This window comes from Paraburkholderia sp. DHOC27, assembly GCF_003429005.1.
Classification (GTDB): Bacteria; Pseudomonadota; Gammaproteobacteria; order Burkholderiales; family Burkholderiaceae; genus Paraburkholderia.
In genome coordinates this window covers 159,336-181,839 of sequence record NZ_QVQV01000005.1, presented here as the reverse complement: position 1 = coordinate 181,839, position 22,504 = coordinate 159,336, and the positions used below count along the sequence as shown (strand labels likewise).

Annotated in this window: 21 protein-coding genes; 7 read left to right on the top strand and 14 right to left on the bottom strand. The window is 63.5% G+C overall.

From position 1 onward, the window contains the following. Window positions 1-64 precede the first annotated feature (64 nt). The 6 genes from D0B32_RS18670 to kynB all read right to left on the bottom strand — a co-directional run bounded on the left by D0B32_RS18670 (window position 65) and on the right by kynB (window position 7,419). Window positions 65-505 (bottom strand): hypothetical protein, encoded by a 441-nt coding sequence (locus tag D0B32_RS18670; RefSeq protein WP_117335718.1) that lies wholly within the window; start codon window positions 503-505, stop codon window positions 65-67. A 38-nt stretch (window positions 506-543) separates the two neighbouring features. Further along, a complete protein-coding gene (locus D0B32_RS18665) occupies window positions 544-762 on the bottom strand; it encodes a hypothetical protein (protein WP_117335716.1) in 219 nt (72 codons plus the stop codon). A gap of 382 nt (window positions 763-1,144) precedes the next feature. Beyond that, window positions 1,145-4,204, bottom strand: coding sequence for an autotransporter domain-containing protein (locus D0B32_RS18660; protein WP_181969844.1), 3,060 nt, complete (start codon window positions 4,202-4,204; stop codon window positions 1,145-1,147). Window positions 4,205-4,499: 295 nt separating this feature from the next. Then, window positions 4,500-5,483 (bottom strand): tryptophan 2,3-dioxygenase, encoded by a 984-nt coding sequence (gene kynA / locus D0B32_RS18655; protein WP_117335712.1) that lies wholly within the window; start codon window positions 5,481-5,483, stop codon window positions 4,500-4,502. A gap of 10 nt (window positions 5,484-5,493) precedes the next feature. Next, a complete protein-coding gene (kynU, locus tag D0B32_RS18650) occupies window positions 5,494-6,744 on the bottom strand; it encodes a kynureninase (protein ID WP_117335710.1) in 1,251 nt (416 codons plus the stop codon). Window positions 6,745-6,774: 30 nt separating this feature from the next. Continuing rightward, the gene (kynB, locus tag D0B32_RS18645) at window positions 6,775-7,419 is read right to left on the bottom strand and encodes an arylformamidase (protein ID WP_117335708.1); all 645 of its coding nucleotides are present in this window, start codon (window positions 7,417-7,419) and stop codon (window positions 6,775-6,777) included. A gap of 196 nt (window positions 7,420-7,615) precedes the next feature. Here kynB and D0B32_RS18640 point away from each other — a divergent pair, with 196 nt between their 5' ends. Further along, on the top strand, window positions 7,616-8,149 hold the full coding sequence (locus D0B32_RS18640; protein ID WP_117335706.1) for an Lrp/AsnC family transcriptional regulator: 534 nt from the start codon (window positions 7,616-7,618) through the stop codon (window positions 8,147-8,149). 119 nt (window positions 8,150-8,268) lie between these two features. Here D0B32_RS18640 and D0B32_RS18635 read toward each other — a convergent pair whose 3' ends face one another. Continuing rightward, window positions 8,269-8,778 (bottom strand): flavin reductase family protein, encoded by a 510-nt coding sequence (locus tag D0B32_RS18635; protein WP_117335704.1) that lies wholly within the window; start codon window positions 8,776-8,778, stop codon window positions 8,269-8,271. A gap of 339 nt (window positions 8,779-9,117) precedes the next feature. Between D0B32_RS18635 and msrA the strand changes: the two genes are divergently transcribed. Beyond that, window positions 9,118-9,666, top strand: a complete 549-nt coding sequence (gene msrA / locus D0B32_RS18630; RefSeq protein WP_117335702.1) for a peptide-methionine (S)-S-oxide reductase MsrA — start codon at window positions 9,118-9,120, stop codon at window positions 9,664-9,666. A gap of 84 nt (window positions 9,667-9,750) precedes the next feature. Here msrA and D0B32_RS18625 read toward each other — a convergent pair whose 3' ends face one another. The 3 genes from D0B32_RS18625 to pdxH all read right to left on the bottom strand — a co-directional run bounded on the left by D0B32_RS18625 (window position 9,751) and on the right by pdxH (window position 13,244). Beyond that, entirely contained in the window at window positions 9,751-11,172 is a 1,422-nt protein-coding gene (locus D0B32_RS18625) for a DUF72 domain-containing protein (RefSeq protein ID WP_404935564.1), read from the bottom strand. Between the two features lie 67 nt (window positions 11,173-11,239). Further along, window positions 11,240-12,454: a cyclopropane-fatty-acyl-phospholipid synthase family protein gene (locus D0B32_RS18620; RefSeq protein ID WP_117335699.1), complete on the bottom strand. Its 1,215-nt coding sequence runs from the start codon at window positions 12,452-12,454 to the stop codon at window positions 11,240-11,242. A 148-nt stretch (window positions 12,455-12,602) separates the two neighbouring features. Then, window positions 12,603-13,244: a pyridoxamine 5'-phosphate oxidase gene (gene pdxH / locus D0B32_RS18615; protein WP_117335697.1), complete on the bottom strand. Its 642-nt coding sequence runs from the start codon at window positions 13,242-13,244 to the stop codon at window positions 12,603-12,605. A 367-nt stretch (window positions 13,245-13,611) separates the two neighbouring features. Here pdxH and tcdA point away from each other — a divergent pair, with 367 nt between their 5' ends. Continuing rightward, the gene (tcdA, locus tag D0B32_RS18610; protein WP_117335695.1) at window positions 13,612-14,484 is read left to right on the top strand and encodes a tRNA cyclic N6-threonylcarbamoyladenosine(37) synthase TcdA; all 873 of its coding nucleotides are present in this window, start codon (window positions 13,612-13,614) and stop codon (window positions 14,482-14,484) included. Here tcdA and trxA read toward each other — a convergent pair. Then, window positions 14,481-15,329, bottom strand: a complete 849-nt coding sequence (gene trxA, locus D0B32_RS18605; protein ID WP_117335693.1) for a thioredoxin — start codon at window positions 15,327-15,329, stop codon at window positions 14,481-14,483. The genes tcdA and trxA overlap by 4 nt on opposite strands. 137 nt (window positions 15,330-15,466) lie before the next feature. Then, window positions 15,467-16,348 carry a pirin family protein gene (locus D0B32_RS18600; protein ID WP_117335691.1) on the bottom strand — a complete coding sequence of 294 codons (882 nt, stop codon included), beginning with the start codon at window positions 16,346-16,348 and terminating at the stop codon, window positions 15,467-15,469. 141 nt (window positions 16,349-16,489) lie between these two features. Between D0B32_RS18600 and D0B32_RS18595 the strand changes: the two genes are divergently transcribed. Beyond that, on the top strand, window positions 16,490-17,371 hold the full coding sequence (locus tag D0B32_RS18595; RefSeq protein ID WP_117335689.1) for an EamA family transporter: 882 nt from the start codon (window positions 16,490-16,492) through the stop codon (window positions 17,369-17,371). Between the two features lie 125 nt (window positions 17,372-17,496). Here D0B32_RS18595 and D0B32_RS18590 read toward each other — a convergent pair whose 3' ends face one another. Together D0B32_RS18590 and tsaE are read right to left on the bottom strand one after the other, a co-directional pair. Beyond that, window positions 17,497-19,038, bottom strand: coding sequence for an N-acetylmuramoyl-L-alanine amidase (locus D0B32_RS18590; protein ID WP_117335686.1), 1,542 nt, complete (start codon window positions 19,036-19,038; stop codon window positions 17,497-17,499). Continuing rightward, entirely contained in the window at window positions 19,020-19,574 is a 555-nt protein-coding gene (gene tsaE, locus D0B32_RS18585; protein WP_117335684.1) for a tRNA (adenosine(37)-N6)-threonylcarbamoyltransferase complex ATPase subunit type 1 TsaE, read from the bottom strand. The genes D0B32_RS18590 and tsaE overlap by 19 nt, the downstream gene beginning before the upstream one ends. 17 nt (window positions 19,575-19,591) lie before the next feature. Here tsaE and queG point away from each other — a divergent pair, with 17 nt between their 5' ends. The 3 genes from queG (at window position 19,592) to xerD (ending at window position 22,362) form a co-directional block, all read left to right on the top strand. Continuing rightward, window positions 19,592-20,863, top strand: coding sequence for a tRNA epoxyqueuosine(34) reductase QueG (queG, locus tag D0B32_RS18580; protein WP_117335682.1), 1,272 nt, complete (start codon window positions 19,592-19,594; stop codon window positions 20,861-20,863). A gap of 96 nt (window positions 20,864-20,959) precedes the next feature. Beyond that, window positions 20,960-21,430 (top strand): methylated-DNA--[protein]-cysteine S-methyltransferase, encoded by a 471-nt coding sequence (locus D0B32_RS18575; protein WP_117335751.1) that lies wholly within the window; start codon window positions 20,960-20,962, stop codon window positions 21,428-21,430. Next, entirely contained in the window at window positions 21,427-22,362 is a 936-nt protein-coding gene (xerD, locus tag D0B32_RS18570; RefSeq protein ID WP_117335680.1) for a site-specific tyrosine recombinase XerD, read from the top strand. The genes D0B32_RS18575 and xerD overlap by 4 nt, the downstream gene beginning before the upstream one ends. Window positions 22,363-22,504 lie beyond the last annotated feature (142 nt).

Here is a 22,504-nt window from a genome sequence, read left to right as displayed (position 1 = left end):
ACATACGGATGACTAAATAATTCACACGTAACGTGTGTGACGCAAATGCGGCACCGCGCATTCGTCAATGCCGGACCGACTCGAGCCGCGCCGCCGCGATGCGCTCCAGAAGTTCGGTGAGATGTTCGCGCGACCGCGTGCCGAATATCAGCGTGACGCTTTCGTTGCCACGGCCGCAGACCGTCAGAACCGCCGAGCGAAGTTTCCCCGCACGAAAATCACGGATGATCGACTGGATGCGTTCGCGCACGTCTTTCGTCGTCACGATGCAGAGCAGATCTTCCGCGTCAGCGACGTGCGCGCCGATCCACGTACACTGGTCGTCGTCGTGACGGCGGCACAGCATCAACCGCTGACGTGGCGGCAGCATGGCGATGTCCGCATAGGCTTCGTCGAGCGATTGTTCGTCCTCGGTATCGCTGTAGTCGGGTGGCGCAAACCAGTCCGGCATGTCGACGCTATCGTCGAAGTGGCCGCAGCTTCCGCAGGCGCGCCCAATGCGCATTGCGCCGCGGCTTGTCGCGCGGGCGGCGTCACGTGCGCCTAGGCCCAGTTTTCGTCGCACCATTGCACCGCCCACGAACGCGCATAGGCAATGGCCGTATCTTTCGCCGGAAACGTGCCGAGATCGCCTGATTGATGTGCATCACCTCGCCGTTCGCCTTCGCCAGGATCACGGGTAATGCTGGCACGTGCGACGAATCCATCATCGGTGGCGCGTGGCGCGCAGTTGATGTGAAACGACCGGTAGTCGAACTGCATGAAAGCCTCGCGAATGGGTCAGGGTGGCGGGACCAAAGCGAGTACACATGACTGGCATTGGCAGGGTGAGATGCGCACTCGTCACGGTCACCCGGATTCGTCAATAGATCCGGTATTGTTGAATAAAACGGACTACGAAATATTGTTGCCGGTTCCTGTTCATCAAAGCGGGTTGTGCTGCTGAAGCGCGCCCTGGACGAACTCGACTGACGCGCCGCCTATAGACTAAGTAATATGGCAAATGTCATGCGGCGTCAACCTGGCTCGACGCTGCGCGAGAGAATTTCTCGCGAGCAACGCACTTGCCGATACAGGCTCGCTCGCGCTCGATGACGATGATGCGCAGCGTTGAACGGAATGCAACAGCGGCGGGGCGTTCACGTCACCAGAGGTAAGCGATGCCGGCCACGCCTGTGATGGCGTTGTCGTGCGCGCCGAATTCACCGCCGCAGCGCAGGAACGCGCGAGCGTGCTGGCCCAGTGTGACGCTGGCGCTCAGCGCGAGTTGGGCGGCGTCGCGCGCCGGCCCGCTGCCATGCACGACGAAACTGCTCGAAGGTGCACCCTTGAAACTGGCATCCACAGACCGTGTGAGCGCGCCGTACGCGTGCACCCACGCTGCCTGAACATCGAAGCGCCATTGGCGTCCCGCCCATGCCAACGTCTTGCGCCATTGCGTACCGAGCAGCGAGCGCACCGCGCTTGCCGAGCTGCCTGGCAGTTGTAGATCAACCGCGCCGGCGCCGGTTTCGTTTAACCCCGATAGTTCGACATACTGCGCTTCCAGGCCGGCAAATGGCGTAATCACGCCCATTGCGCCGACAGGCAGATCCACGCCAGTACGCAGCGAGGCGAAATACTGGTTGCCATTGGCATCGCCTTGCGCGGTGCGCGATGGATCGGTGAACAGGATGCTGCGCTTCATCTGGTCATCGTTGCGCGCATAGCCGAGCATCGTGTCGAGCCAGTAGAGGCCGGGAACATAGCTGCCATAGAGCATGGCTTGATAGCTGTCAAATTCGCTGTGCACTGGCAGCGAGTCGGTCGAGGTGTTGCCGTGCAGCCAGGCGAATGCAGCACCGAGCGTCAACGGTGGCGTAAGGCGGTAATCAAGGCCGGCAATGGCACCCGCCATGTCGATCTGTTGCGTGAGCCACGTGTCGTAACCGCCAATCCGCGCGGTGTCGCCCAGTATCGCTGCCCACGAACACAGTCGTGCATCGCCGGTTGATGCCATGCCGTTTTCGGCGCTGCCAGGCGCGCTGATTTCCGCCTGCGCACAGGTGTGATTGCCGTGTGTGTCGACGAGTCGTGCGTCGATGGCATTCATGTCTGTTTGCGCCGCGAGGAAATGCGCGTTCGGCAACGCCGCATAAGCTTCCGCGCTCAATTGATCGAGCGCGGCGTAGGCACTCGGACCTTCGAGGCTCACGAGATCGGCGGCGATGGTCAGGAAATCGGCGCTGGGTGGCGCGTGACTGGCGATCCCTGCGACGCCGTGATCGAGTGCCGCCTCCACTGCGATCTGGTTCGGCGTTCCTCCTGCGTTCTGAAAGCCGCGTTTGACCTGTAGATAGACGTTGTTTGCGTCATAGACGAGCGAGGGTTGCACGAAGGGGTTGAGCGTTTCGACAGCGGTGAAGCTGCCCGTCACGCCCTGTGATGCGGTCAGGATGCGGTACGTATCGACAAGGGAAAACGAGGCAGCGCGCAGCCGGGCCACGACCGTGCCACCCTGTAGCGCAGCGTCACCGTTGACGTCGATCAGGTCGTTGCCACCAGGCGCGACCTCCAGCACGTAGCGACTGCCGGCGCTTTGCGTGTACGTGCCGTTCACATCGAGCGTGCCGATCGACAGCGGCAGTGGAGTGGGCACGTACACGCTCACTGGTATGACCTGCGGAACAACCGCGTCGCCGGGCGTCACGGTGCCGTGAGCGACCAGCGCGCCATCCACCGTGCCCGTGCCAGTGAGCGCCGCGGCTGATGCGAGCGCAACCGTGGGCGCCGTCAACACACCGTCGAGTTGCAGCGTGCCGCTGTCGAGCCGCGTTGCGCTGGTCATGGCGGCATTGCCGCTGAGTGTCCAGGCAGCGCCGCTCATCGTGAGCGTGGCGAAGCCGTAGACCGGGCTCGCTAACGTACCGCTGCCTTGCAGGATGAGCGCGTTGCCGGCTCCGTTGCCGCCGTTCAGGTCGCCAGAAACGATGCTGCCGGTGTCGAGCGTCATCGTATCGTTCGAGCCGGTGAATCTGACGGCGACGCCATTGCCCGTCAACGTTCCGGCGTTGCTCAATGACACGCCAGAGCCGGCGACGACGGCCGCGCCGGCGCGGCTGACAATTGTGCCGTCATTGGTCACCACGCTACCGTTGCTCACCGTAACGGCGGCGCCGCTATCCGCCTGAATCGCGCCGCCCGCTTCGACTGCCACTGCAACGCCGTTGGCACCTTGTGCGGCATTGATGCTACCCGTCAGTTGTCCGGCGACGATCAACGCGCCGCCTGAAATCTGCCATGCCTGATTTGCGGTGTTCGCTCCCGTCAGTGTCCAGACACTCGCGTCCTGCTTCATGAGAACGTTGAAGTCGCGGTACTGCGCAGTCGGGCCCACTGACGCCAGATCGAAGCTGCCTGGCGCGGTGCCCGCGAGTATCAGTGTGTCGGTGTTGGTGCTGCTCTGCGGGTCGCTTTGCACCACGCCGTCGATCACTGACGTGCTGGTGAGCTGCAAGGTGTTGTCGTTGGGACCGAACTGAATGGCCACGCCGCCGTTGCCGCGAATCGTTCCGCTGTTGATGATCACACTGCCGGTCGTGCCTGTACCCGCTGTCAGATCGAGCGCCGGTCCGCTCGATGAACTGATGAGGCCCGCGTTGGTGACGGTCGTCGCCGGGGCAGCGAGAATGCCGGACGCAAAGCCGCGAATGATGCCGCCTGGCAGATTGTCGACGCTCCCGCCGGAAGGAAGATGCACGCCGCTTTGCGTATCGACGAGGCCGAACAGATCGCCAGCAATGATGCCGGCGTTGGTGACGCTGCTAGTGGGGTCGTTGGCATAGATGCCGTCGAGTTTGGCGGCGACCACGGCGCCCGCTAAATTGGTCACCTGACCGCCGTGAAACAGCGCAATTGCTGTGTCGTAAGGACTCAGAAACGAACCGTTGTTGACGATCGTGGCGAATCCGCCGGCCAACTGCACGGCGAAGAGGCCGCCTGCTACGGTGCCGTTGTTGGTTAGCGTCCAACTGCTGGCGCGCTCGCCATCCATCGCGCTGACGCCCAGCGCACGCGTGTCGATGGTGGCGCCGGGGACGACCGTGTACGGATTGCCGGCCGCCGTCAAAACGTATTCCGTGGTGGAGCTGGTGAGATCGGTCGCTTGCGCATGGCGTCCGGCACTCAGGGCAGCAAGCGCGACCATCGCGGCTGTGAATGGCAAGCGCCGGCAGCCATGTGATCTCGCTCCTGTCAACGCTCGTGTCGCGGCGTATTCGGATGTCCGCCTCTCTGGCGCGCGCATATGCGCCCCCAACCAAGCTGTGTGTCAAGCTAGGTTAGGCGATGTTGCGCGTTAAGCAAAGTGGCTGGCGAAGCTCACCGGTTTTAATATTAGTAAGGTATGCAATATATATATTCACGGGTGCCATGCCGTGATTCGAGCCCCGCGATTAGTGCGCTTTGCGTCATCTTTCTTCACTTGATTACGGCCGCTGCAACGCCGCGCCGCGTGAAGATCAAAGCACGGTGCGCACGTGCCACAACTCGGGAAACAGCACCACGTCCAGCATCTTTCGCAGATACGATGCGCCGCCGGTGCCTCCCGTGCCGCGTTTGAAACCGATGATCCGCTCCACCGTGGTCACGTGACGGAATCTCCACTGGCGAAACGCATCTTCGAGGTCCACCAGTTCCTCTGCCATCTCGTACAGCTCCCAATGTTGCGCGGGATTGCGATACACCTCGAGCCATGCCGCTTCGACGGAGGCATCGTGCGTGGTCGGCTGGCTCCAGTCTCGTTCGAGTCGCTCAGCCGCGATTGGAAAGCCGCGCCGCGCGAGCAGGCGAATCACTTCGTCGTAGAAGGACGGCGCTTCGAGCGTGGCTTTGACTTCCGCATGAACATCGGGGCGATGCTCGTGCGGCTTCAGCATCAAGGCATTCTTGTTGCCGAGCAGGAATTCGATCTGCCGATATTGATGCGACTGAAAGCCGGACGAGCTGCCCAGATAAGGCCGCATCGCCGTGTATTCGGTTGGCGTCAGCGTGGCGAGCACGCTCCACGCCTGCACCAGTTGCTCCATGATGCGCGACACGCGCGCCAGCATCTTGAAGGCGGGCGGCAACGCATCGCGATGCACGGCGCCGAGCGCTTCACGCAATTCATAGAGCGCGAGCTTCATCCACAGTTCGCTGGTCTGATGCTGGATGATGAACAGCATCTCGTTGTGATCCGGCGAGAGTGGGTGTTGAGCATTGAGTATCGAACCGAGCGACAGGTAGTCGCCATAGCTCATCGACTCCGAGAAATCGAGCTGCGCGTCGTGCCAGCTATCGTCGCTCGCGGAGGCGTCAGCGGCAGGCGTTGCGCGGGTATGCGCATCCGTGCCTGTGCCATAACCCGTCGCGCTGCCGTGGCCAAACGGACAGCCCTGCGAGGGCGTGTTGTCCGCTGTGTCTTTTGCTTCAGGAGCGCTGGGTGTCTGCCTGGGATCGGTCATCGTGTGCTCCTCAGGTCACTGCGCCGCGGGCGGCAAATTCCGGCGCACGCCAGGTCTCTTTGGCCAGCACTTCGTGCAGCGTTTCGACGGCGTCCCACACGTCGACATAGCGCGTATAGAGCGGCGTAAAACCAAAGCGCAGCACATGCGGCTCGCGGTAGTCGCCAATCACGCCACGTGCAATCAGCGCTTGCATCACTTCATAACCATGCGGATGCTCGAAGCTCGCGTGCGAACCGCGTTGCGCATGCTCACGCGGCGTAACGAGTGTGAGCGGAAATTCGCGGCAGCGCCATTCGACCAGCTCGATGAACAGGTCCGTCAACGCCAGCGACTTCTGGCGGATCGCGTGCATGTCGGTTTGCAGGAACACGTCGAGTCCGCATTCGACCAGCGCCATCGACACCATTGGCTGGGTGCCGCACAGATAGCGGCCGACGCCATCGTCGGGCTTGTACACCGGATTCATTTCGAACGGTGCGCGATGGCCCCACCAGCCGGATAGCGGCTGCGCGAAGGTATTCTGGTGACGCTGCGGCACCCACACGAAGGCGGGCGAACCCGGTCCGCCATTCAGATACTTGTACGTGCAGCCCACCGCATAGTCTGCACCGACGCCGTTCAGATCCACGGGAACGGCACCCGCCGAATGCGCGAGGTCCCACAGCGCGAGCGCGCCCCGGTCGTGGATGAGCTTCGTGAGCGCGGCCATGTCGTGCATATAGCCGGTGCGATAGTTGACGTGCGTGATCATCGCGATGGCCGTGTCGTCGCCGATCGCGGCGGGCAGTTCGGCCGGGTCGTCGACGAGACGCAGTTCATAGCCGCGATCCAGCTGCTCGATCAGGCCTTGCGCAATGTACAGATCGGACGGGAAGTTCGAGCGTTCGGAGACGATCACGCGCCGCTTCGGATCACGCTCGTTGGCGAGTCGCACGGCAGCGGAAAGCAGCTTGAAGAGGTTGATGGAGATGGTATCCGTGACCACGACCTCGTCGTCCGCCGCGCCGATCAGCGGGGCCAACTTGTTGCCGAGGCGGCGCGGCAGCGCGAACCAGCCCGCCGTGTTCCAGCTGCGGATCAGTCCTTCGCCCCATTCGGCGGCGATCACGGTTTGCGCGCGTTGCGCGGCGGCAGACGGCGGCACACCCAGCGAGTTGCCATCGAGATAAATGGTGTTCGCCGGCAGGGCGAACTGGTTGCGCAGGGCGCCGAGCGGATCGGTGCGGTCGAGCGCTACGGCTTCGTCACGGTTATTCATGGAGAGCATTCCAGTGCGGAAAACAGGTGATCAGGTGTTCGGTTGATGGGGCAGGGCGCGCAGCACGGCGCGCACAGGACTCGCATCGAGCGTGGCGAATTTGAGCGGTAACGCGATCAGCTCGTAGTCGCCGGCGGGGACGTCGTCCAGCACGATGCCTTCGAGAATCGCCATGCGGTGTTCGCGGATGCGGTGATGGGCGTCCATCGTTTTCGAGTCCTGCGGATCGAGCGACGGCGTGTCGATGCCGATCAGCCTGACGCCGCGCGATGCCAGCAGGTCGATGGTCTGCGGCGCGACGGCGCAAAAGCCGCTGTCCCAGGCGGTGGTCGGCGCACGCTGATAAGTGCGCAGCAATACGCGCGCCGGCAGATCGTGCAGCGCGCCGGCCACGTGGTCCGGCGTGACCAGCGGGGTTGCGCCGACGCAGTGGATCACCCGGCAAGGGCCGAGGTACGCATCCAGCGCCACCGCGCCGATCGCGACGCCGTCAGCGTCGTAGTGAAGCGGGGCGTCCGTATGCGCGCCCGTGTGGGGCGACAGCGTCAGGCGCGCGACGTTGACCGGCGAGCCGGCTTCCATGCGCCAGACCCGTTCGATGCCGACCGGCGTATCGCCCGGCCAGACCGGCGTCGAAGTGTCGATGGCGGGGGTGATGTCCCAAAGTGTTGTCATGTCTCCGTCCGCATCTCGCGGTAGATTTCGCGTGCATTTGCGGCGCGTTCCTGCCCATTTCACGGTGTTTTCCGTGCAATGGCGCCTCGTGGCTGGAATGATAGGCTGGCCGCGATGAAATGTGCTTGCGAAAAAATCTCGTTTTTTGGTCCATCTTGGAACATAATTTGATTCAAATGGGAAAGGGAGACCGAATGTGAACGCGATCTCGCTCGACGCCACCGATTGCCGTATTTTGACGGTGCTTCAGCAAGAAGGAAGGATCAGCAATCTCGACCTGGCGGAGCGGATCTCGCTCTCGCCCTCTGCCTGTCTGAGGCGGCTGCGGCTGCTGGAGGAACAGGGCGTTATCGAACGTTACCGGGCCTGTCTGAACCGGGAAGTGCTGGGTTTCGAGCTGGAAGCGTTCGTGCAGGTGTCCATGCGCAACGACCAGCAGAACTGGCACGAGCGCTTCGCGGAGGCGCTGCGCGACTGGCCGGAGGTGGTCGGCGCGTTCGTCGTGACGGGCGAAACCCATTATCTTTTGCGGGTGCTCGCGCACAACCTCAAGCACTACTCCGACTTCGTCCTGCAGCGGCTCTACAAGGCGCCGGGCGTCATGGACATCCGCTCCAACATCGTGCTGCAGACGCTCAAGGAAGATTCGGGCGTGCCGGTCACGCTGGTGCCGGGGGCGGGCGCCGTGACGGTGTCGGCTGCGGGTGGGGGCGTGGACAGCGGCGGGTGAGGTTCCAGTTGGCTGGTTTGGGCTGAAGCCCGCCGCCTCCCCGGCTTGCAACGGCGCTCGATGCACGCCGGTCATGCCGGACCCGGCGTGATCCGGGCAGCAGCCGCCTGTTAGATCAGCTACAGCGGCTTCAGACCGTGGAAGCTGCCGTTCTGGAACACCAGCGGCGCAGTCTGCGCGGCATCCTCGCGCACGCCGCAACGCTCTACTTCGCCCACGAAAATGACGTGGTCGCCTTCTTCGTAGCGGCTGCGGTTGTGGCATTCGAACCATGCCAGCGCACCGTCGAGCACCGGCATGCCGGAGTCGCCGGCAACATGCGAGACGCCCTCGAAGCGGTCTCCCTTCACCGTGGCGAAGCGCCGGCACAGGTCAAGTTGCGAGCCGGCCAGCACGTTGACCACGTAGTGGCTGTTGGCCTGGAAGACCGCCATTGAGGCGGAGCGCGTCGCGAGACTCCACAGCACCAGGGGCGGTGCCAGCGAGACGGAGTTGAACGAACTGGCGGTGATGCCGATGAGTTGGCCCGAGTCGGCGCGCGTGGTGATCACCGTGACGCCGGTAGCGAATTGAGCCAGCGCCTGCTTAAAGGCGCTTTGGTCGAAGTTGGGCGGACTGGCTCGCTTCATTGGACGCGCCGACATATGACTGGCTGGGTTGGCGCGCGTCGAGCGCGACGCGAAAAAAATGATTGGAAAGTCATGTAGAAAATTGGCGAGTTGTCCCAATTTTAACGGAATCGCGGATTTTCAGGCCGCGAACCTTGGCCGCGAGCTTGGGCCACAGGCGTGGCCGTGGGCCTGGCTAACTCGCCTCGCGTGATGGCCGGCACGGTGGCCCGCGCAACATGGCAGCCGTGGCGCGTTTTATGCGCGTAGCCGGCATAGGCCGCGAGGGAGGTAGCGTCGAGCGGCAGCGCGGCGTGGCCCAGCGCGAAAGCGGGCGGCACTCAACTAGGAGCAGGCAGCATGAGTCAAACGAGCGAAGTCGCCACCCTCGGTGGCGGATGTTTCTGGTGTCTGGAAGCGGTGTACCTGGGCGTTGAAGGCGTAACCGCCGTGGAGTCGGGTTATGCCGGCGGCCACGCCGAGCGGCCGTCCTACGAGCAGGTGTGCGACGGCGATACCGGTCACGCGGAAGTGGTGAAGGTCGAATTCGATCCTGCCCGCATCAGCTACCGCGAGATTCTCGATATCTTCTTCGCAATCCACGATCCGACCCAGCTCAACCGGCAGGGCAACGATGTCGGCACGCAGTACCGGTCCGTGATCTTCACGCATTCGGAAGCGCAACGGGAAACGGCTTTGCAGGCCATTCGCGAGATCGCGGAGCAAGGCATTTACGACGGCCAGATCGTCACGCAAGTGCTGCCGCTCGACGGCAACTACTGGCCGGCCGAGGCGTATCACCAGAACTACTTTGCGCAGCATCCGGATCAGGGCTACTGCTCGTTCGTGGTTGCGCCGAAGGTGGCGAAATTCCGCCAGAAGTTCGCACATCGGATCAAGGCGGGTTGAACGGTCTGATTTGAGCGGCAGCGGCGTCGCTGTCAGCCGTTCAAGGCAGCATTTGTGAAATGCGCGCCATGCGGTAAATCAGCGTCAAGCGGAAGCGGCCGTCGTGCTGCTTCCGCTTTCTTTTTGTTCGGCGTCTTGTTCTTCCTTCAGACGTGCATACGCCTCGCCGATGGCGTGACCGAGTTTCACGCAGGTGAGCGGCGCAGACCCCTCAGCCTTGTTGTTGACCGCAATCACCACCGGCTGTCCGGCAATCGCGTATCGCGCAGCCAGTTCGGCCAGTGCGATGCGGGTGGTGGGATCTTCGTCGACGAGGCGGTCGAACGGCTCGTATTTGGCCTTCGCCTGCTCGTACTTGAAGCCGCCATGCAGACTCCAGCGCACGATCAATGGCCCGGCAGGCTCGCCGTCGAGCAGCGCAAGCGCCGCCGCCTGCCTCAGCGGGTCCGGCATGCGTGCATGAATGCCGACGCAATATCGCACCCCGGCCGTTTTCAGCATGCGGATGAAACGCGGCGTCAGCAGAGAGGCATCGCGGATTTCGACCGCGTAGCACGTACCCTGCGGCAGCGATGACAATGACGGCAGCGCTGCGAAAAAGGCCGCGAGCCGTTCGATGAAAGCAGTCGGGTCCGCCAGCATCTGATCGGGCAATGGCGAAAACTGGAACACCAGCGCGCCGGCTTTGGCACCGAGCCCGTCGAGACACGGCCGGACGAATTCATCGGTCGCGAGTTGCGCATTCAGGAAACACGGATTGAGCGAGACTGGCTCGCCGCGTTCGGCGCGCACGGTGGCATCCGTGACAAGGGCCGGCGCCTTGACGATGAAGCGGAACGTGTCCGGCACCTGCCCGGCGTAGCGCAGATAATCGGTGACGGTGAGCGGAGCATAAAACGAGCGGTCGATGCTGACCGTGCGCAGCAGCGGATGCGCGCCATAGGCGGTGAGGCCGTCGCGCGAGAGTTTGCTGTTGCTGTAGTCGTCGCCGTAGACGATGCCGTTCCAGCCGGGGAAGGACCATGACGAGGTACCAAGGTGCACTTGCGGCGGCAGAGCCTGGGCGAGCGCCAGTACTTCGGCAGACGGCTCGCTGGGCTGGACGTCACGCGCGCGGCGTCGGCCGGGCGCAGTCGCGACGGTGCGGGCAGGCGTGGCCTTCAGGAGCGTGTTGCTGGAGGAAGAGGGCGAAGCGTCGGCCGGTGAGTCGAACGGCGTGCTGGCGTCAACGGCGTCACCCTCGTCCTCATCTTCGTCCTGCCAAAGAGAGGCGTTGGGTTTGACGCGTGCCTGACGTGGCGACCGGCTGGGTGGTGCCGCATCGACGCTCCTGCTGTTGCTCGCCGGCTTGTCATGAGCCGGCGCGGCAACAACCGGCATCCCGAACAGATCGAATTGCCCGTCCACGGCAGCCGCTTCACACGTATCGTCGACCCGACCGGCAGCGTCGCCGCTGACCGACTCATCCGTCATTGCCGGAAATTTACCTGCCCCGCCTCGATCCATCTGTTTCCGTCTGACTGTCAAAAGTTACGCCGGAGCCGTTGCGCGGCTTCGCTCCGGCGCAACCGCGTCACAGCGGTTTGTCGTACATATAGCGGCGCGACCACGGCAAGGTCTTCGCGCTGCGACCCGCCTTGCGGCACACCACCTGGTAGATCGAAACGTCGTCGTTCTCGAACGCATACGCGCAACCGGCCAGATACACACGCCAGATGCGGAATTTCTCGTCGTCCACCAGCGTGCGGGCTTTTTCCGCGTGCGTTTCGAAGTTCTCCGCCCAGATATCGAGCGTGTGCGCATAGTGACGGCGCAGACTTTCGACGTCAACTGCTTCGAGCCCGCCGCGCTGCATGGATTCCAGCGCCAGGCTAATGTGCGGCAGCTCGCCGTCCGGGAACACATAGCGATCGATGAACTCGCCGCCGCCGAGCGACGTCTCGCCGCTGTCGGCATCCGACGACGTGATGCCGTGGTTCATCGCAACACCGTCGTCCACCAGCAGGTCGTGGATCTTCTGGAAGTACCCCGGCAGATTCTTGCGGCCGACGTGTTCGAACATCCCCACACTGGTGATGCGATCGAACTGGCCTTCGAGATCGCGATAGTCCTGCAGACGGATCTCGATCCTGTCTTCCAGACCGGCCGCCTTGACACGTGCGGTTGCCAGATCGAACTGGTTCTGCGACAAGGTGATGCCCAGGCACTTCGCGCCGAATTTCGACGCCGCGCGCATGACGAGCGCGCCCCAGCCACAGCCGATGTCGAGCAGACGCTGGCCGGGCTGCAACTGGATCTTGGTGAGGATGTGGTCGATCTTCTTGATCTGCGCCGTGGCGAGATCTTCGTCGCCGTTCTCGAAGTAGGCGCACGAGTAGACCATGTTCTCGTCGAGCCACAACTGGTAGAACTCGTTCGAGACGTCGTAGTGGTACTGAATGGCCTTTTTGTCGGAAGACTTGGAGTGATTGAAGTAGCGTCGCACGCGCGCCAGCTTGCTCGCGCTCGTCACCGTGCTGCGAGCCAGCGAGTAGCCGACATTGATGATGTCGGACAGCTTGCCCTCGATGTCGATCTTGCCCTTCACGTACGCCTCGCCCAGATTGTCGAGGCTCGGTTCGAGCAGATACGGCAGCGCGGTTGCGCTCTTCACGTGCAACGTGACCTGGGGCGCGGCAAACTGCCCGAAGTCATGTTGCTGGCCATCCCACAGCACGAGCCGTGCGGGCAGGTTGGCGTTGGCCCTTACTTCTTCCACCCACTGCGCCAGCTTCTTTTCCCAGAACATGCGATTCTCCGTGTCCGATGAAATACAAAGCAAAGCTGTACGGGTTGCTGCGTGCCCTGGCATGACTCCCATGCCGCGATGGACGCGTAACCCAGCCGGGTCCGGCGCTGCTTCTACGGCAACACGGGGCGCGGCGTTGTGTATAGGTTCAAGGCGATAGCCGGGCGATCTGCCAGTCGCTGCTATCAGCCGAACGGGTATAAAGCAGACGGTCGTGCAAACGCGACGGCCTGCCTTGCCAGAATTCTATGGCGTCCGGAATCAGACGGTAGCCGCCCCAGTGCGGCGGCCGTGGCGGATGCTCGCCGTATTGCGCGCTGATTTGCTGTTCGCGCGCTTCGAGCACTGCACGGCTTTCAATTACCTGACTCTGTTCCGACGCCCATGCCCCGATTCGCGAACCGAGCGGCCGCGAATGAAAATACCGGTCACTTTCTTCTGCGCTGGCTTTCACGACCGTGCCCTCGATGCGCACCTGGCGTTCGAGTTCGATCCAGTAAAACAGCAGGCTCGCAAAAGGGTTCTCTGCGAGTTCGCGGCCCTTGCGGCTTTCGTAATTGGTGAAGAACATGAAGCCGCGTTCGTCGACGCCCTTGATCAGCACGATGCGTGCGGAAGGGCGCCCACGCGAATCGACGGTGGCCAACGTCATCGTATTCGGCTCGGGCAACTGGGCTTCGACCGCCTGCGCAAACCATGCGTCGAACTGACGGAATGGGTTACGGTCGACGTCGGTTGCGTCCAGAGAACCGAGCGAATAATTTTTTCGAAGGTCGGCAAGTGAAGTCATGTTCTTATGCAAACACTACAGTTCGGCCAGTATAGCTAACTAACGAATTTTCTGCGTGTGGCATGACAGCGTGCGCGCCGCTGGCTGGGCCTGTCCGCACATTGCGTGGTGGTGTCCGTGCGTCCAGCGTTCTCTCGCGATCCCTCAGTATCTACTAAGGTAGCGCGATATGCGTTGTCGCGCGATCAGGCAAAATAGCGGGTTGTATCTGCGCGACTTATGAGCAGTGCCATGAGCAGTGCCGAGGCGGACGGCCGGATGCGTTTCTATCCGGCGTTTAACACCGCGCCAGTTTCGTGCTCGCCTGCCTGATTTGCCTGAGTCTGTCCGCTGATTGCCCTTGCCTGTTCACGCCGAGCCTTTGACCATGTCGACCCCAAGCCACACCGCGCCTCCCGATCTTACTACCAGCCCCGGCGGCTTAGAAGCCGCGGATCACGCGCGGCGGTTCGGCGGCATTGCACGCCTGTACGGCGCACCCGCGCTCGCGGCATTCGAAGGCGCTCATGTTGCGGTGATCGGCATTGGCGGAGTCGGTTCGTGGGTCGCCGAGGCGCTCGCGCGCAGCGCGGTGGGCGCGCTCACGCTCGTCGATCTGGACAATGTCGCGGAGAGCAACACCAACCGGCAGATTCACGCGCTCGACGGCAACTACGGCAAGCCCAAGGTCGATGCAATGGCCGAACGCATTGCTCAGATCAATCCGCAGTGCAAGGTGACGTTGATCGAAGACTTCATCGAGCCGGACAACTTCGTCACGGTGCTGGGCGGCGGCTTCGATTATGTGATCGACGCCATCGACAGCGTGCGGACCAAGACCGCGCTGATTGCCTGGTGCGTCGCCCAGCGCCAGCCGTTGATCACGGTGGGCGGCGCGGGCGGCCAGCTCGATCCGACGCGTATCCGCATCGACGATCTGGCGCACACCATTCAGGACCCGTTGCTTTCGAAGGTACGCGGGCAGTTGCGCAAGCAGCACGGCTTTCCGCGTGGCCCGAAGGCGAAGTTCAAGGTGAGCGCGGTGTATTCGGACGAGCCGCTGATTTACCCCGAAGCCGCGGCGACGGACCTCGACGAGGAAGCCGTGCACGTCACGACTTCACCGGGTCATACCGGCCCGGTGGGTTTGAACTGCGCGGGGTTTGGGTCGAGCGTGTGCGTGACGGCGAGCTTTGGCTTCGCCGCCGCCGCCCACGTGCTGCGCGCGCTGGCGCAGCGGGCGGCGAGCGCGGCGGCCTAGAACAGCGAGGCGCTCAGTTTGCGGCGCCACTGCGAGACCAGCTCCGGCTGATGCGCGGCCAGATCGAACACCGACAACATGGTCTTACGGCCGATGTCATCGCGGAAGGTCCGGTCGCGCTGCACGATGGCGAGCAGATGCTCCAGCGCGCCCGCGTAGTTGCGACGCGCAATCAGCGCGCTGGCCAGATCGAAGCGGGCTTCGAGGTCGCCGGGTTCGGCGGCAACGCGTGCTTCAAGTGCGTCGGTGGGCGGCAGATCGGCGGCGGCGTCGAGCGCGTCGAGGCGCGTCTTGATGGCGTTAAAGCGCGCGTCGATACCCTGGGTGGTTTTGGGCGACAGCAAATCCACCTCGTTGCGCGCTTCGTCGATCCGGTTATCTTCCAGTAGCAGTTCGATCAGATCCATGCGGGCTTCGTCGAAGCCCGGGTCGTAGGCGAGCGCGGCCTTCAACGCGTCGTACGCGTCCTCACGCCGGCCTTCGGCAAGCGCCACCTGCGCCTCGGCGCGGGCCGCATCCGCGCCTTGCGGCACGAGGCGGTCGAGGAACGCGCGGATCTGTCCTTCAGGCAACACGCCGACGAACTGGTCGACCGGACGGCCATCCGCGAACGCCATGACGTGCGGAATGCTGCGCACCTGGAAGTGCGCGGCGAGTTCCTGATTCTCGTCCACGTTGACCTTCACGAGCTGCCACTTGCCGGCGTACTCGGCTTCGAGCTTTTCCAGCATGGGGCCGAGGGTCTTGCACGGGCCGCACCAGGGCGCCCAGAAATCGACCAGCACAGGGGCCAGCGTCGATGCGGCAATGACATCTTTTTCGAAAGTGGCCAGAGTGGTTTCCATTGCATCCTCGTCGTATAACGGTTCGTCCGGTAGATGGGGACGAATGCGGTGGGTTCAATGTTGCCGCGTGTTCAGCCTTCAGCGCGTTTGGCGCTTCGCTTGCGCCTATCCAAGCTTCCGCCTGGTGCGGCTTGCGCTTATTGAGGCTTGCGCTCGGGCAGCGGAATCCATTCGGTTTCGCCTGGCACGTGGCCCATTTCCTGGTTCGTCCACGCGAGCTTGGCCTGCTCGATTTTTTCGCGCGAGCTGGCCACGAAATTCCATTCGATGAAGCGTTCACCGTCCAGCTTCTCGCCCCCCAGCAACATGACGGTAGCGCCGCTGCTGCTCGCGAGCGTGACGGTTTCGTCCAGCGCGAGCACGGCCATCTGGCCGGGCGCAAGCGGTTCGCCGTCGATTTCCAGATCGCCTTCCACCAGATACACGCCGCGTTCCTCGTGCTCGGGTTCGAGCGCGAACGCGCTGCCTGGCGTGAAATGCGCGGCCACATAGAGCGTGCCGGAAAAGGTCGTGACGGGCGCGGTCTCACCGAAGGCGGTGCCGGCGATCACCCGCAAGGTCACGCCATTGCGTTCGATCTCGGGCAGGCTCTCGGCCGCGTGATGTTCGAACGAAGGCTCGATGTCCTCGTCGTCGAGCGGCAGCGCGACCCACGTCTGGATGCCGTGCATGGTCAGACCGCTCGCGCGGTCTTCAACGGGTGTGCGTTCGGAATGGACGATGCCACGGCCGGCCGTCATCCAGTTCACGTCGCCGGGGACGATCTTCTGCTCCGAGCCCAGGCTGTCGCGATGCATGATCGCACCTTCGAACAGGTACGTGACGGTAGCGAGGCCGATATGAGGATGCGGACGCACGTCGAGTCCCACGCCGGGTGCGAGCGTGGCCGGGCCCATGTGGTCGAAGAAAATGAATGGCCCGATGAGCCGCGCAGCCATGGCCGGCAGCACGCGGCGCACGGTCAGGCTGCCGACGTCGCGCAGATGGGGCGTGAGGACTGCTTTGATCGAGGAGGACATGGGCAGGCTCAGTGGGTGGCGAATGAGGGTCATTCTACTGGTGCGAGGGGGATGGTGCAGGTAGGGCCGGGTGGCGCGCATGTGACGTTCCGTTAAACTGCGCCTTTTCGACCGGTCACGGTTCATCACGAGGGGACAGTCATGGCGCCGAAGGATCTGCTGCTCGCGCTGGTGGTAGTGATCGCGTGGGGCATCAACTTTGTCGTCATCAAGGTGGGGCTGCACGGCGTGCCTCCCATGCTGCTCGGCGCGCTGCGTTTCGTGCTCGCGGCGGTGCCCGCCGTGTTTTTCGTCAAACGCCCGCAGTTGCCGTGGCGCTGGCTGATCGCGTATGGCGCGACCATTTCGTTCGGCCAGTTCGCGTTTCTCTTTTCCGCCATGTATGTCGGCATGCCGGCGGGTCTCGCCTCGCTGGTGTTGCAGGCGCAGGCGTTCTTCACGCTGATCTTCGCCGGCATGTTTCTGCACGAACGCTTTCGCGCGCCCAGTCTGGCGGGACTCTTCATCGCCGCCTGCGGGCTCGCGGTGATCGGCATGCAGGGCGGTCACGCCATGACGCTGGCGGGTTTTGTGCTGACCTTGTGCGCCGCGGCGTCGTGGGCGCTCGGCAATATTGTCACGAAGAAGGTGGGCCAGATCGACCTGGTCGGCCTCGTAGTGTGGGGCAGCCTCGTGCCGCCGCTGCCGTTTTTCATTCTCTCGTATTGGTTCGAGGGCCCGCAGCGGATCGAGGCGGCGTTGTCGGGCATTGATATCACGTCGATTTTCGCCGTGGTCTACCTGGCATTCGTTGCCACGTTGCTGGGCTATAGCCTGTGGAGCCGTTTGCTGTCGCGCTATCCGGCCAGCCAGGTGGCGCCGTTTTCGCTGCTGGTGCCGATCGTGGGTCTCGCGTCCGCGTGGGGATTTCTCGGCGAGCAATTGACGGTGCCGCAAATCGTCGGCGCGCTGCTGGTGATGGCAGGACTCGCGGTCAACGTGTTCGGCACGTGGGTCATGCAGCGGCTGGCGCCGGCGCGGTGATGCTGGTTTACACAGCCGGTGTCATGCGCGGTGTGGAGCGGAGTGGCGCGTCGTTCGACGCTGTGAGGTGAGTGCAACGCGGCAGCGGGCGCGTCTCAACTGCACGTGCGCCGCTGCCGTTTCCATCACGTCATGCGGTTTTTCGCCAGCGGCGGATTGGCCGCGAAATAACGCTTGATGCCCTTCAGAATGGCGTTGGCCATCTGGTCGCGATAGGCGTCGTCGTTCAGGCGCTTCTCTTCGTCCGGATTGCTGATGAACGCGGTCTCCACGAGGATGGACGGAATGTCCGGCGCCTTCAGCACCGCAAACCCCGCCTGCTCGACCGAGCCCTTGTGCAGCTTGTTGATGTCGCCAATCTCGTTGAGCACGAAATTGCCGTAGCGCATCGAATCGCGGATCTGCGCGGTGGTGGACATATCGAACAGTGCGCGATTCACCGCGGCATCGTCCGACTTGATGTTGATGCCGCCAATCTGATCCGACGAGTTTTCCTTGTCCGCCATCCAGCGCGCCGCCGCACTCGAGGCGCCGTGCTCGGACAAGGCGAACACCGACGAGCCGCGCGCCGCCGGCGTGGTGAACGCATCCGCATGAATCGACACGAACAGGTCGGCGCCCACCCGACGCGCCTTCTGCACGCGCACGTTGAGCGGCACGAAGAAGTCGTCGTCGCGCGTCATCATGGAGCGCATGTTGGGCTGTGCGTCGATCTTTGCGCGCAGTTTCTTCGCGATGTCGAGCGCGACGTGTTTTTCGTACGTCCCGGCGCTACCGATCGCACCGGGGTCCTCGCCGCCGTGACCCGGGTCGATCGCCACGGTCAACAGACGCACCGTGTTGCTCTTGCCGGTCTTCGGGTTGGTGAAGGTGTAGGAGTCGTCGTCGTTTGCCGCGTTATTGCGTGCGATGGCAGTGGGCGGCGTGGCCGGCTTACCGAGCGAAGGCGAAGGTGAGGGCGTCGAAGTTGGCGCATGCGGAACGGGCACGACGTGCACCGGCGCGTGCGGTGTCTCCGGCGTAGCGCTGTTCTGCGCGTAGCGATCGAAAAAGGCTTCGCTGTTGTCGGCGGCGGGCGGGGTGGTGCCCGGCCCGCTCAGCGTAGCCGGCGGCGCCGCGTCTTCGTTCAGCTTCTGTTCCTTGCGCTCGGATTGCGCCAGCAGATCCATCAACGGATCGGGCGCGACCGCCGGATACAGATCGAACACCAGCCGGTACTTGTACGTGCCGACCGGCGGCAAGGTGAAAACCTGCGGCTTCACCGAACCCTTCAGGTCGAACACCATGCGCACCACGTGCGGTTGATATTGCCCGACGCGCACGGCCTCGATCTGCGGGTCATTCGGCGTGATCTTCGAGACCAGGTCCTTCAGCTCCTGATCGAGATCGAGACCGTTCAGGTCGACCACGAGGCGATCCGGTCCTTGCAGCAATTGCTGGGTGTTCTGCAGCGGCTGATCCGATTCGATCGTCACACGCGTGTAGTCGCGCGCCGGCCAGACGCGCACGCCGAGCACCGAACTCGCCCAGGCAAGGCGCGGCGCGACGAGTCCGAGCACAAGTGTGGATGCCCCGGCGCGCAGGATTTGCCGGCGCCGCCAGTTATGGGTAGCGGTCGCGGCGGATTCGATCGAGCGAAATGGCTTGATTAACATCTTTCTAGACATGCTTTTCCTGAGTCGCTGTACGCCCGGGCGATGAGCACCCGGCCGTCGCCGTCGACATCGAGCGAGAAAACGAGATCCGGCACGCCTAGCAGGCCGCCCGCGCGCTGCGGCCACTCGACGAGGCACACAGCGCCGCTGTCGAAGTACTCGCGAAAGCCGGCGTCGGCCCATTCAGCCGGATCGGTGAAACGGTAGAGATCGAAGTGATAGAGCGCAAGTTCCCCATCGGGCACGGCCACCGTATAAGGTTCGACGAGCGTATAGGTGGGACTGCGCACGCGTCCGGTGTGACCGAGGCCGCGCAAGGTGGCGCGCACGAGGGTGGTTTTGCCGGCGCCGAGGTCGCCGGTGAGCTGCACCTGCAGGCCATGAAATGCGTGGCCGCTGACCGGTTGCTGCACGTGGCGCAGGCTCTCGATGGCCTTTGCGAAGCGCACGCCGAAGGCGCTGGTGGCGGCTTCGTCCGCGAGCGTGAAATGACGTTCGAGCAGGACAGCGGCGGGCGGTTGGATCGAGAGATCGGAGTGGTCAGACATTCTCGTAAAATGGCGTGATGAACCGAAGTCCGGAGTTCCCCGTTTCCTGCACGCCTGCGTCCGATGACGATGCGCGTGCCATGCGTCCGCTCGATGAAGCGGCGCTGGCCGCACTTGCCCTGCGTATCAAGACGTGGGGCCGCGAACTGGGTTTCGGGGAGGTGGGTATCAGCGATACCGATCTCTCCGCTGCCGAAGCGCCCCTTGCTGCGTGGCTCGAAGCGGGCTGCCACGGCGAGATGGATTATATGGCTAAACATGGGATGAAACGCGCGAGGCCGGCGGAGCTTGTGGCCCATACGCGACGCGTGATCTCCGCGCGGATGGCCTATTTGCCGGCTGCCGTACTGGCGGAAGAGGGCGCGGCGAGCGCGCTGCCACATGACGCTCAAGTACCGGCAAATCCGGCCAATGCGCCCGCTACCAGCGGTGCGTGGCGCAAAAAGGAACTGGCGCGGCTGACCGATCCGTCCACGGCGGTGGTCTCGATCTACGCGCGGGGCCGCGATTATCACAAGGTCATGCGTAACCGTCTGCAACAATTGGCCGAGCGGATCGAAGCGGAAGTCGGCGCGTATGGATACCGCGTGTTCACGGATTCCGCGCCCGTCCTCGAAGTCGAACTCGCGCAAAAAGCGGGACTTGGCTGGCGCGGCAAGCACACGTTGCTGCTGGAGCGCGACGCCGGCTCGCTGTTCTTTCTCGGCGAGATCTACGTGGACCTGCCCTTGCCGACGGACGCGCAGACCGCACCGCAAGACGCCCCACAGAGCGCCGGCGCGCATTGCGGCAACTGCACGCGCTGCCTCGGCGCATGCCCGACTGGCGCGATCGTGGCGCCTTACAAGGTGGATGCGCGGCTTTGCATCTCCTACCTCACCATCGAACTGAAAGGCAGTATTCCGCCGGAGTTGCGGCCGCTGATCGGCAATCGCGTGTATGGCTGCGACGATTGCCAGCTCGTGTGTCCCTGGAACAAATTTGCGCAGGCGGCGCCGGTCGCCGATTTCGACGTGCGTCACGGGCTCGATCGCGCAAGCCTCACGGATCTCTTCGCGTGGAGCGCGGATGAGTTCGATACCCGCATGCAGGGCAGCGCGATTCGCCGCATCGGCTACGAGTGCTGGCTGCGCAATCTGGCGGTGGGCATGGGCAACGCGCTGCGTGCCGATCGGGCCAGCATCCAGAGTGGCGCGCGTGACGCCATCGTGGAGGCACTGCGCGCGCGTGCCGACGACCCGTCGCCGCTGGTGCGCGAGCATGTGGAGTGGGCGCTTGAAGCGGCCTGACGAGGCGGCGTACAGTAGCGGGATTTCCGGCGCGGCCATTGCTGCGCGCGGGGCACGCTCATGGAGCAACAACCAGGCAAAGCGGGTGAAGCCATCATGTTCAACGCAGTGATCGACGCGCCGTTCGGCAAAGTCGGCATTCGTCTCGAAGCCGACGCGGTGCGCGAGATCGTCTATTTGCCAGATTCGGCGCGTAACATCGCGCCCGACACGCCATTGGCAAAAGACGCGGTGCAGCAGATCGAGCGCTATCTGGAGCGTGCTTCCGCGCGTTTCGATCTGCCGCTCGCCGCCGTTGGCACCGCTTTTCAGCAGCGGGTATGGGCGGCGATCAGCGAGATTCCGCCCGGCGTCGTGCTCACTTACGGACAGTTGGCCAAACGCATTGGCAGTGCACCGCGCGCAGTCGGCCAGGCGTGCGGCTCGAACTATTTCCCGATCGTGATTCCCTGTCATCGTGTGGTGTCCTCGAGTGGCATTGGCGGTTTTGCTCATCACGCGGACGACGGCTTTTTCCGCAAGGTAAAGCGCTGGCTGCTCGCGCACGAAGGTGTGCCCTACGCATGAGCGAACTCCTCAACGCAGAAGACGCCGCCCAGTCACCGCTTTTTCTCAGCAGCAGCGCGTCCATCGACGCGTTCTGCGACGCCCTGTGGCTCGAACATGGCTTGTCGCGCAACACGCTCGACGCGTATCGGCGCGATCTGCGTCTCTTCTGCGAGTGGCTGGCGCAGAGCCGCAACGCGTCGCTCGATACAGCCAGCGAAGCTGATCTCACCGCCTACAGCGTGGTGAGGTTGAAGGACAAGGCGACCTCGGCGAACCGCCGCCTTTCCGTGTTCCGGCGTTACTACGCATGGGCCGTGCGTGAACACCGTGCTGCCGTGGACCCGACATTGCGCATCCGTTCGGCCAAACAGCCGGCGCGCTTTCCCGCCACCTTGAGCGAAGCCCAGGTCGAAGCGCTGCTCGGTGCACCGGATATCGACACGCCGTTGGGCCTGCGCGATCGCACCATGCTCGAACTGATGTACGCGAGCGGCCTGCGCGTCACCGAACTCGTCACGCTGAAGACCGTGGAAGTCGGTCTTAACGAAGGCGTGGTGCGCGTGATCGGCAAGGGCTCCAAGGAGCGGCTGATTCCGTTCGGCGAGGAAGCGCACGGCTGGATCGAGCGATACCTGCGCGAGGCGCGTCCGGCGTTGCTGGGCGCGCGTGCAACCGACGCGCTGTTCGTGACGACGCGGGCCGAGGGCATGACGCGTCAGCAGTTCTGGAACATCATTAAACGACACGCAGCCGCAGCCGACGTGCACGCACCGCTGTCACCGCACACGCTGCGGCACGCGTTCGCCACGCACCTGCTGAATCACGGGGCCGATCTGCGCGTGGTGCAATTGCTGCTCGGCCACACGGATATTTCGACCACGCAGATCTATACGCACGTTGCACGCGAGCGCCTGAAGTCGCTGCACGCGACGCATCATCCACGTGGTTGAGTGCCGGGGCAGGGCGCGCTTCACGTTCGATCAATGGGTACGATCGTGCCAGTTGGGCGGACGGTGCACAATTGGCCGAATGGCCTGGCCGTTTGGCTAACCCATTCGGCCAATAGCGGACACACAATCTCGCCCTTACAAT

Bases quoted from the DNA above. Each gene is read 5' to 3' on its own strand.
- D0B32_RS18670 (WP_117335718.1), bottom strand. From the start codon at position 505: ATGCGCATTGGGCGCGCCTGCGGAAGCTGCGGCCACTTCGACGATAGC.
- D0B32_RS18665 (WP_117335716.1), bottom strand. From the start codon at position 762: ATGCAGTTCGACTACCGGTCGTTTCACATCAACTGCGCGCCACGCGCC.
- kynA (WP_117335712.1), bottom strand. From the start codon at position 5,483: ATGACCGATCCCAGGCAGACACCCAGCGCTCCTGAAGCAAAAGACACA.
- kynU (WP_117335710.1), bottom strand. From the start codon at position 6,744: ATGAATAACCGTGACGAAGCCGTAGCGCTCGACCGCACCGATCCGCTC.
- kynB (WP_117335708.1), bottom strand. From the start codon at position 7,419: ATGACAACACTTTGGGACATCACCCCCGCCATCGACACTTCGACGCCG.
- D0B32_RS18635 (WP_117335704.1), bottom strand. From the start codon at position 8,778: ATGAAGCGAGCCAGTCCGCCCAACTTCGACCAAAGCGCCTTTAAGCAG.
- msrA (WP_117335702.1), top strand. From the start codon at position 9,118: ATGAGTCAAACGAGCGAAGTCGCCACCCTCGGTGGCGGATGTTTCTGG.
- D0B32_RS18625 (WP_404935564.1), bottom strand. From the start codon at position 11,172: ATGGATCGAGGCGGGGCAGGTAAATTTCCGGCAATGACGGATGAGTCG.
- D0B32_RS18620 (WP_117335699.1), bottom strand. From the start codon at position 12,454: ATGTTCTGGGAAAAGAAGCTGGCGCAGTGGGTGGAAGAAGTAAGGGCC.
- pdxH (WP_117335697.1), bottom strand. From the start codon at position 13,244: ATGACTTCACTTGCCGACCTTCGAAAAAATTATTCGCTCGGTTCTCTG.
- tcdA (WP_117335695.1), top strand. From the start codon at position 13,612: ATGTCGACCCCAAGCCACACCGCGCCTCCCGATCTTACTACCAGCCCC.
- trxA (WP_117335693.1), bottom strand. From the start codon at position 15,329: ATGGAAACCACTCTGGCCACTTTCGAAAAAGATGTCATTGCCGCATCG.
- D0B32_RS18600 (WP_117335691.1), bottom strand. From the start codon at position 16,348: ATGTCCTCCTCGATCAAAGCAGTCCTCACGCCCCATCTGCGCGACGTC.
- D0B32_RS18595 (WP_117335689.1), top strand. From the start codon at position 16,490: ATGGCGCCGAAGGATCTGCTGCTCGCGCTGGTGGTAGTGATCGCGTGG.
- D0B32_RS18590 (WP_117335686.1), bottom strand. From the start codon at position 19,038: ATGTCTAGAAAGATGTTAATCAAGCCATTTCGCTCGATCGAATCCGCC.
- tsaE (WP_117335684.1), bottom strand. From the start codon at position 19,574: ATGTCTGACCACTCCGATCTCTCGATCCAACCGCCCGCCGCTGTCCTG.
- queG (WP_117335682.1), top strand. From the start codon at position 19,592: ATGAACCGAAGTCCGGAGTTCCCCGTTTCCTGCACGCCTGCGTCCGAT.
- D0B32_RS18575 (WP_117335751.1), top strand. From the start codon at position 20,960: ATGTTCAACGCAGTGATCGACGCGCCGTTCGGCAAAGTCGGCATTCGT.
- xerD (WP_117335680.1), top strand. From the start codon at position 21,427: ATGAGCGAACTCCTCAACGCAGAAGACGCCGCCCAGTCACCGCTTTTT.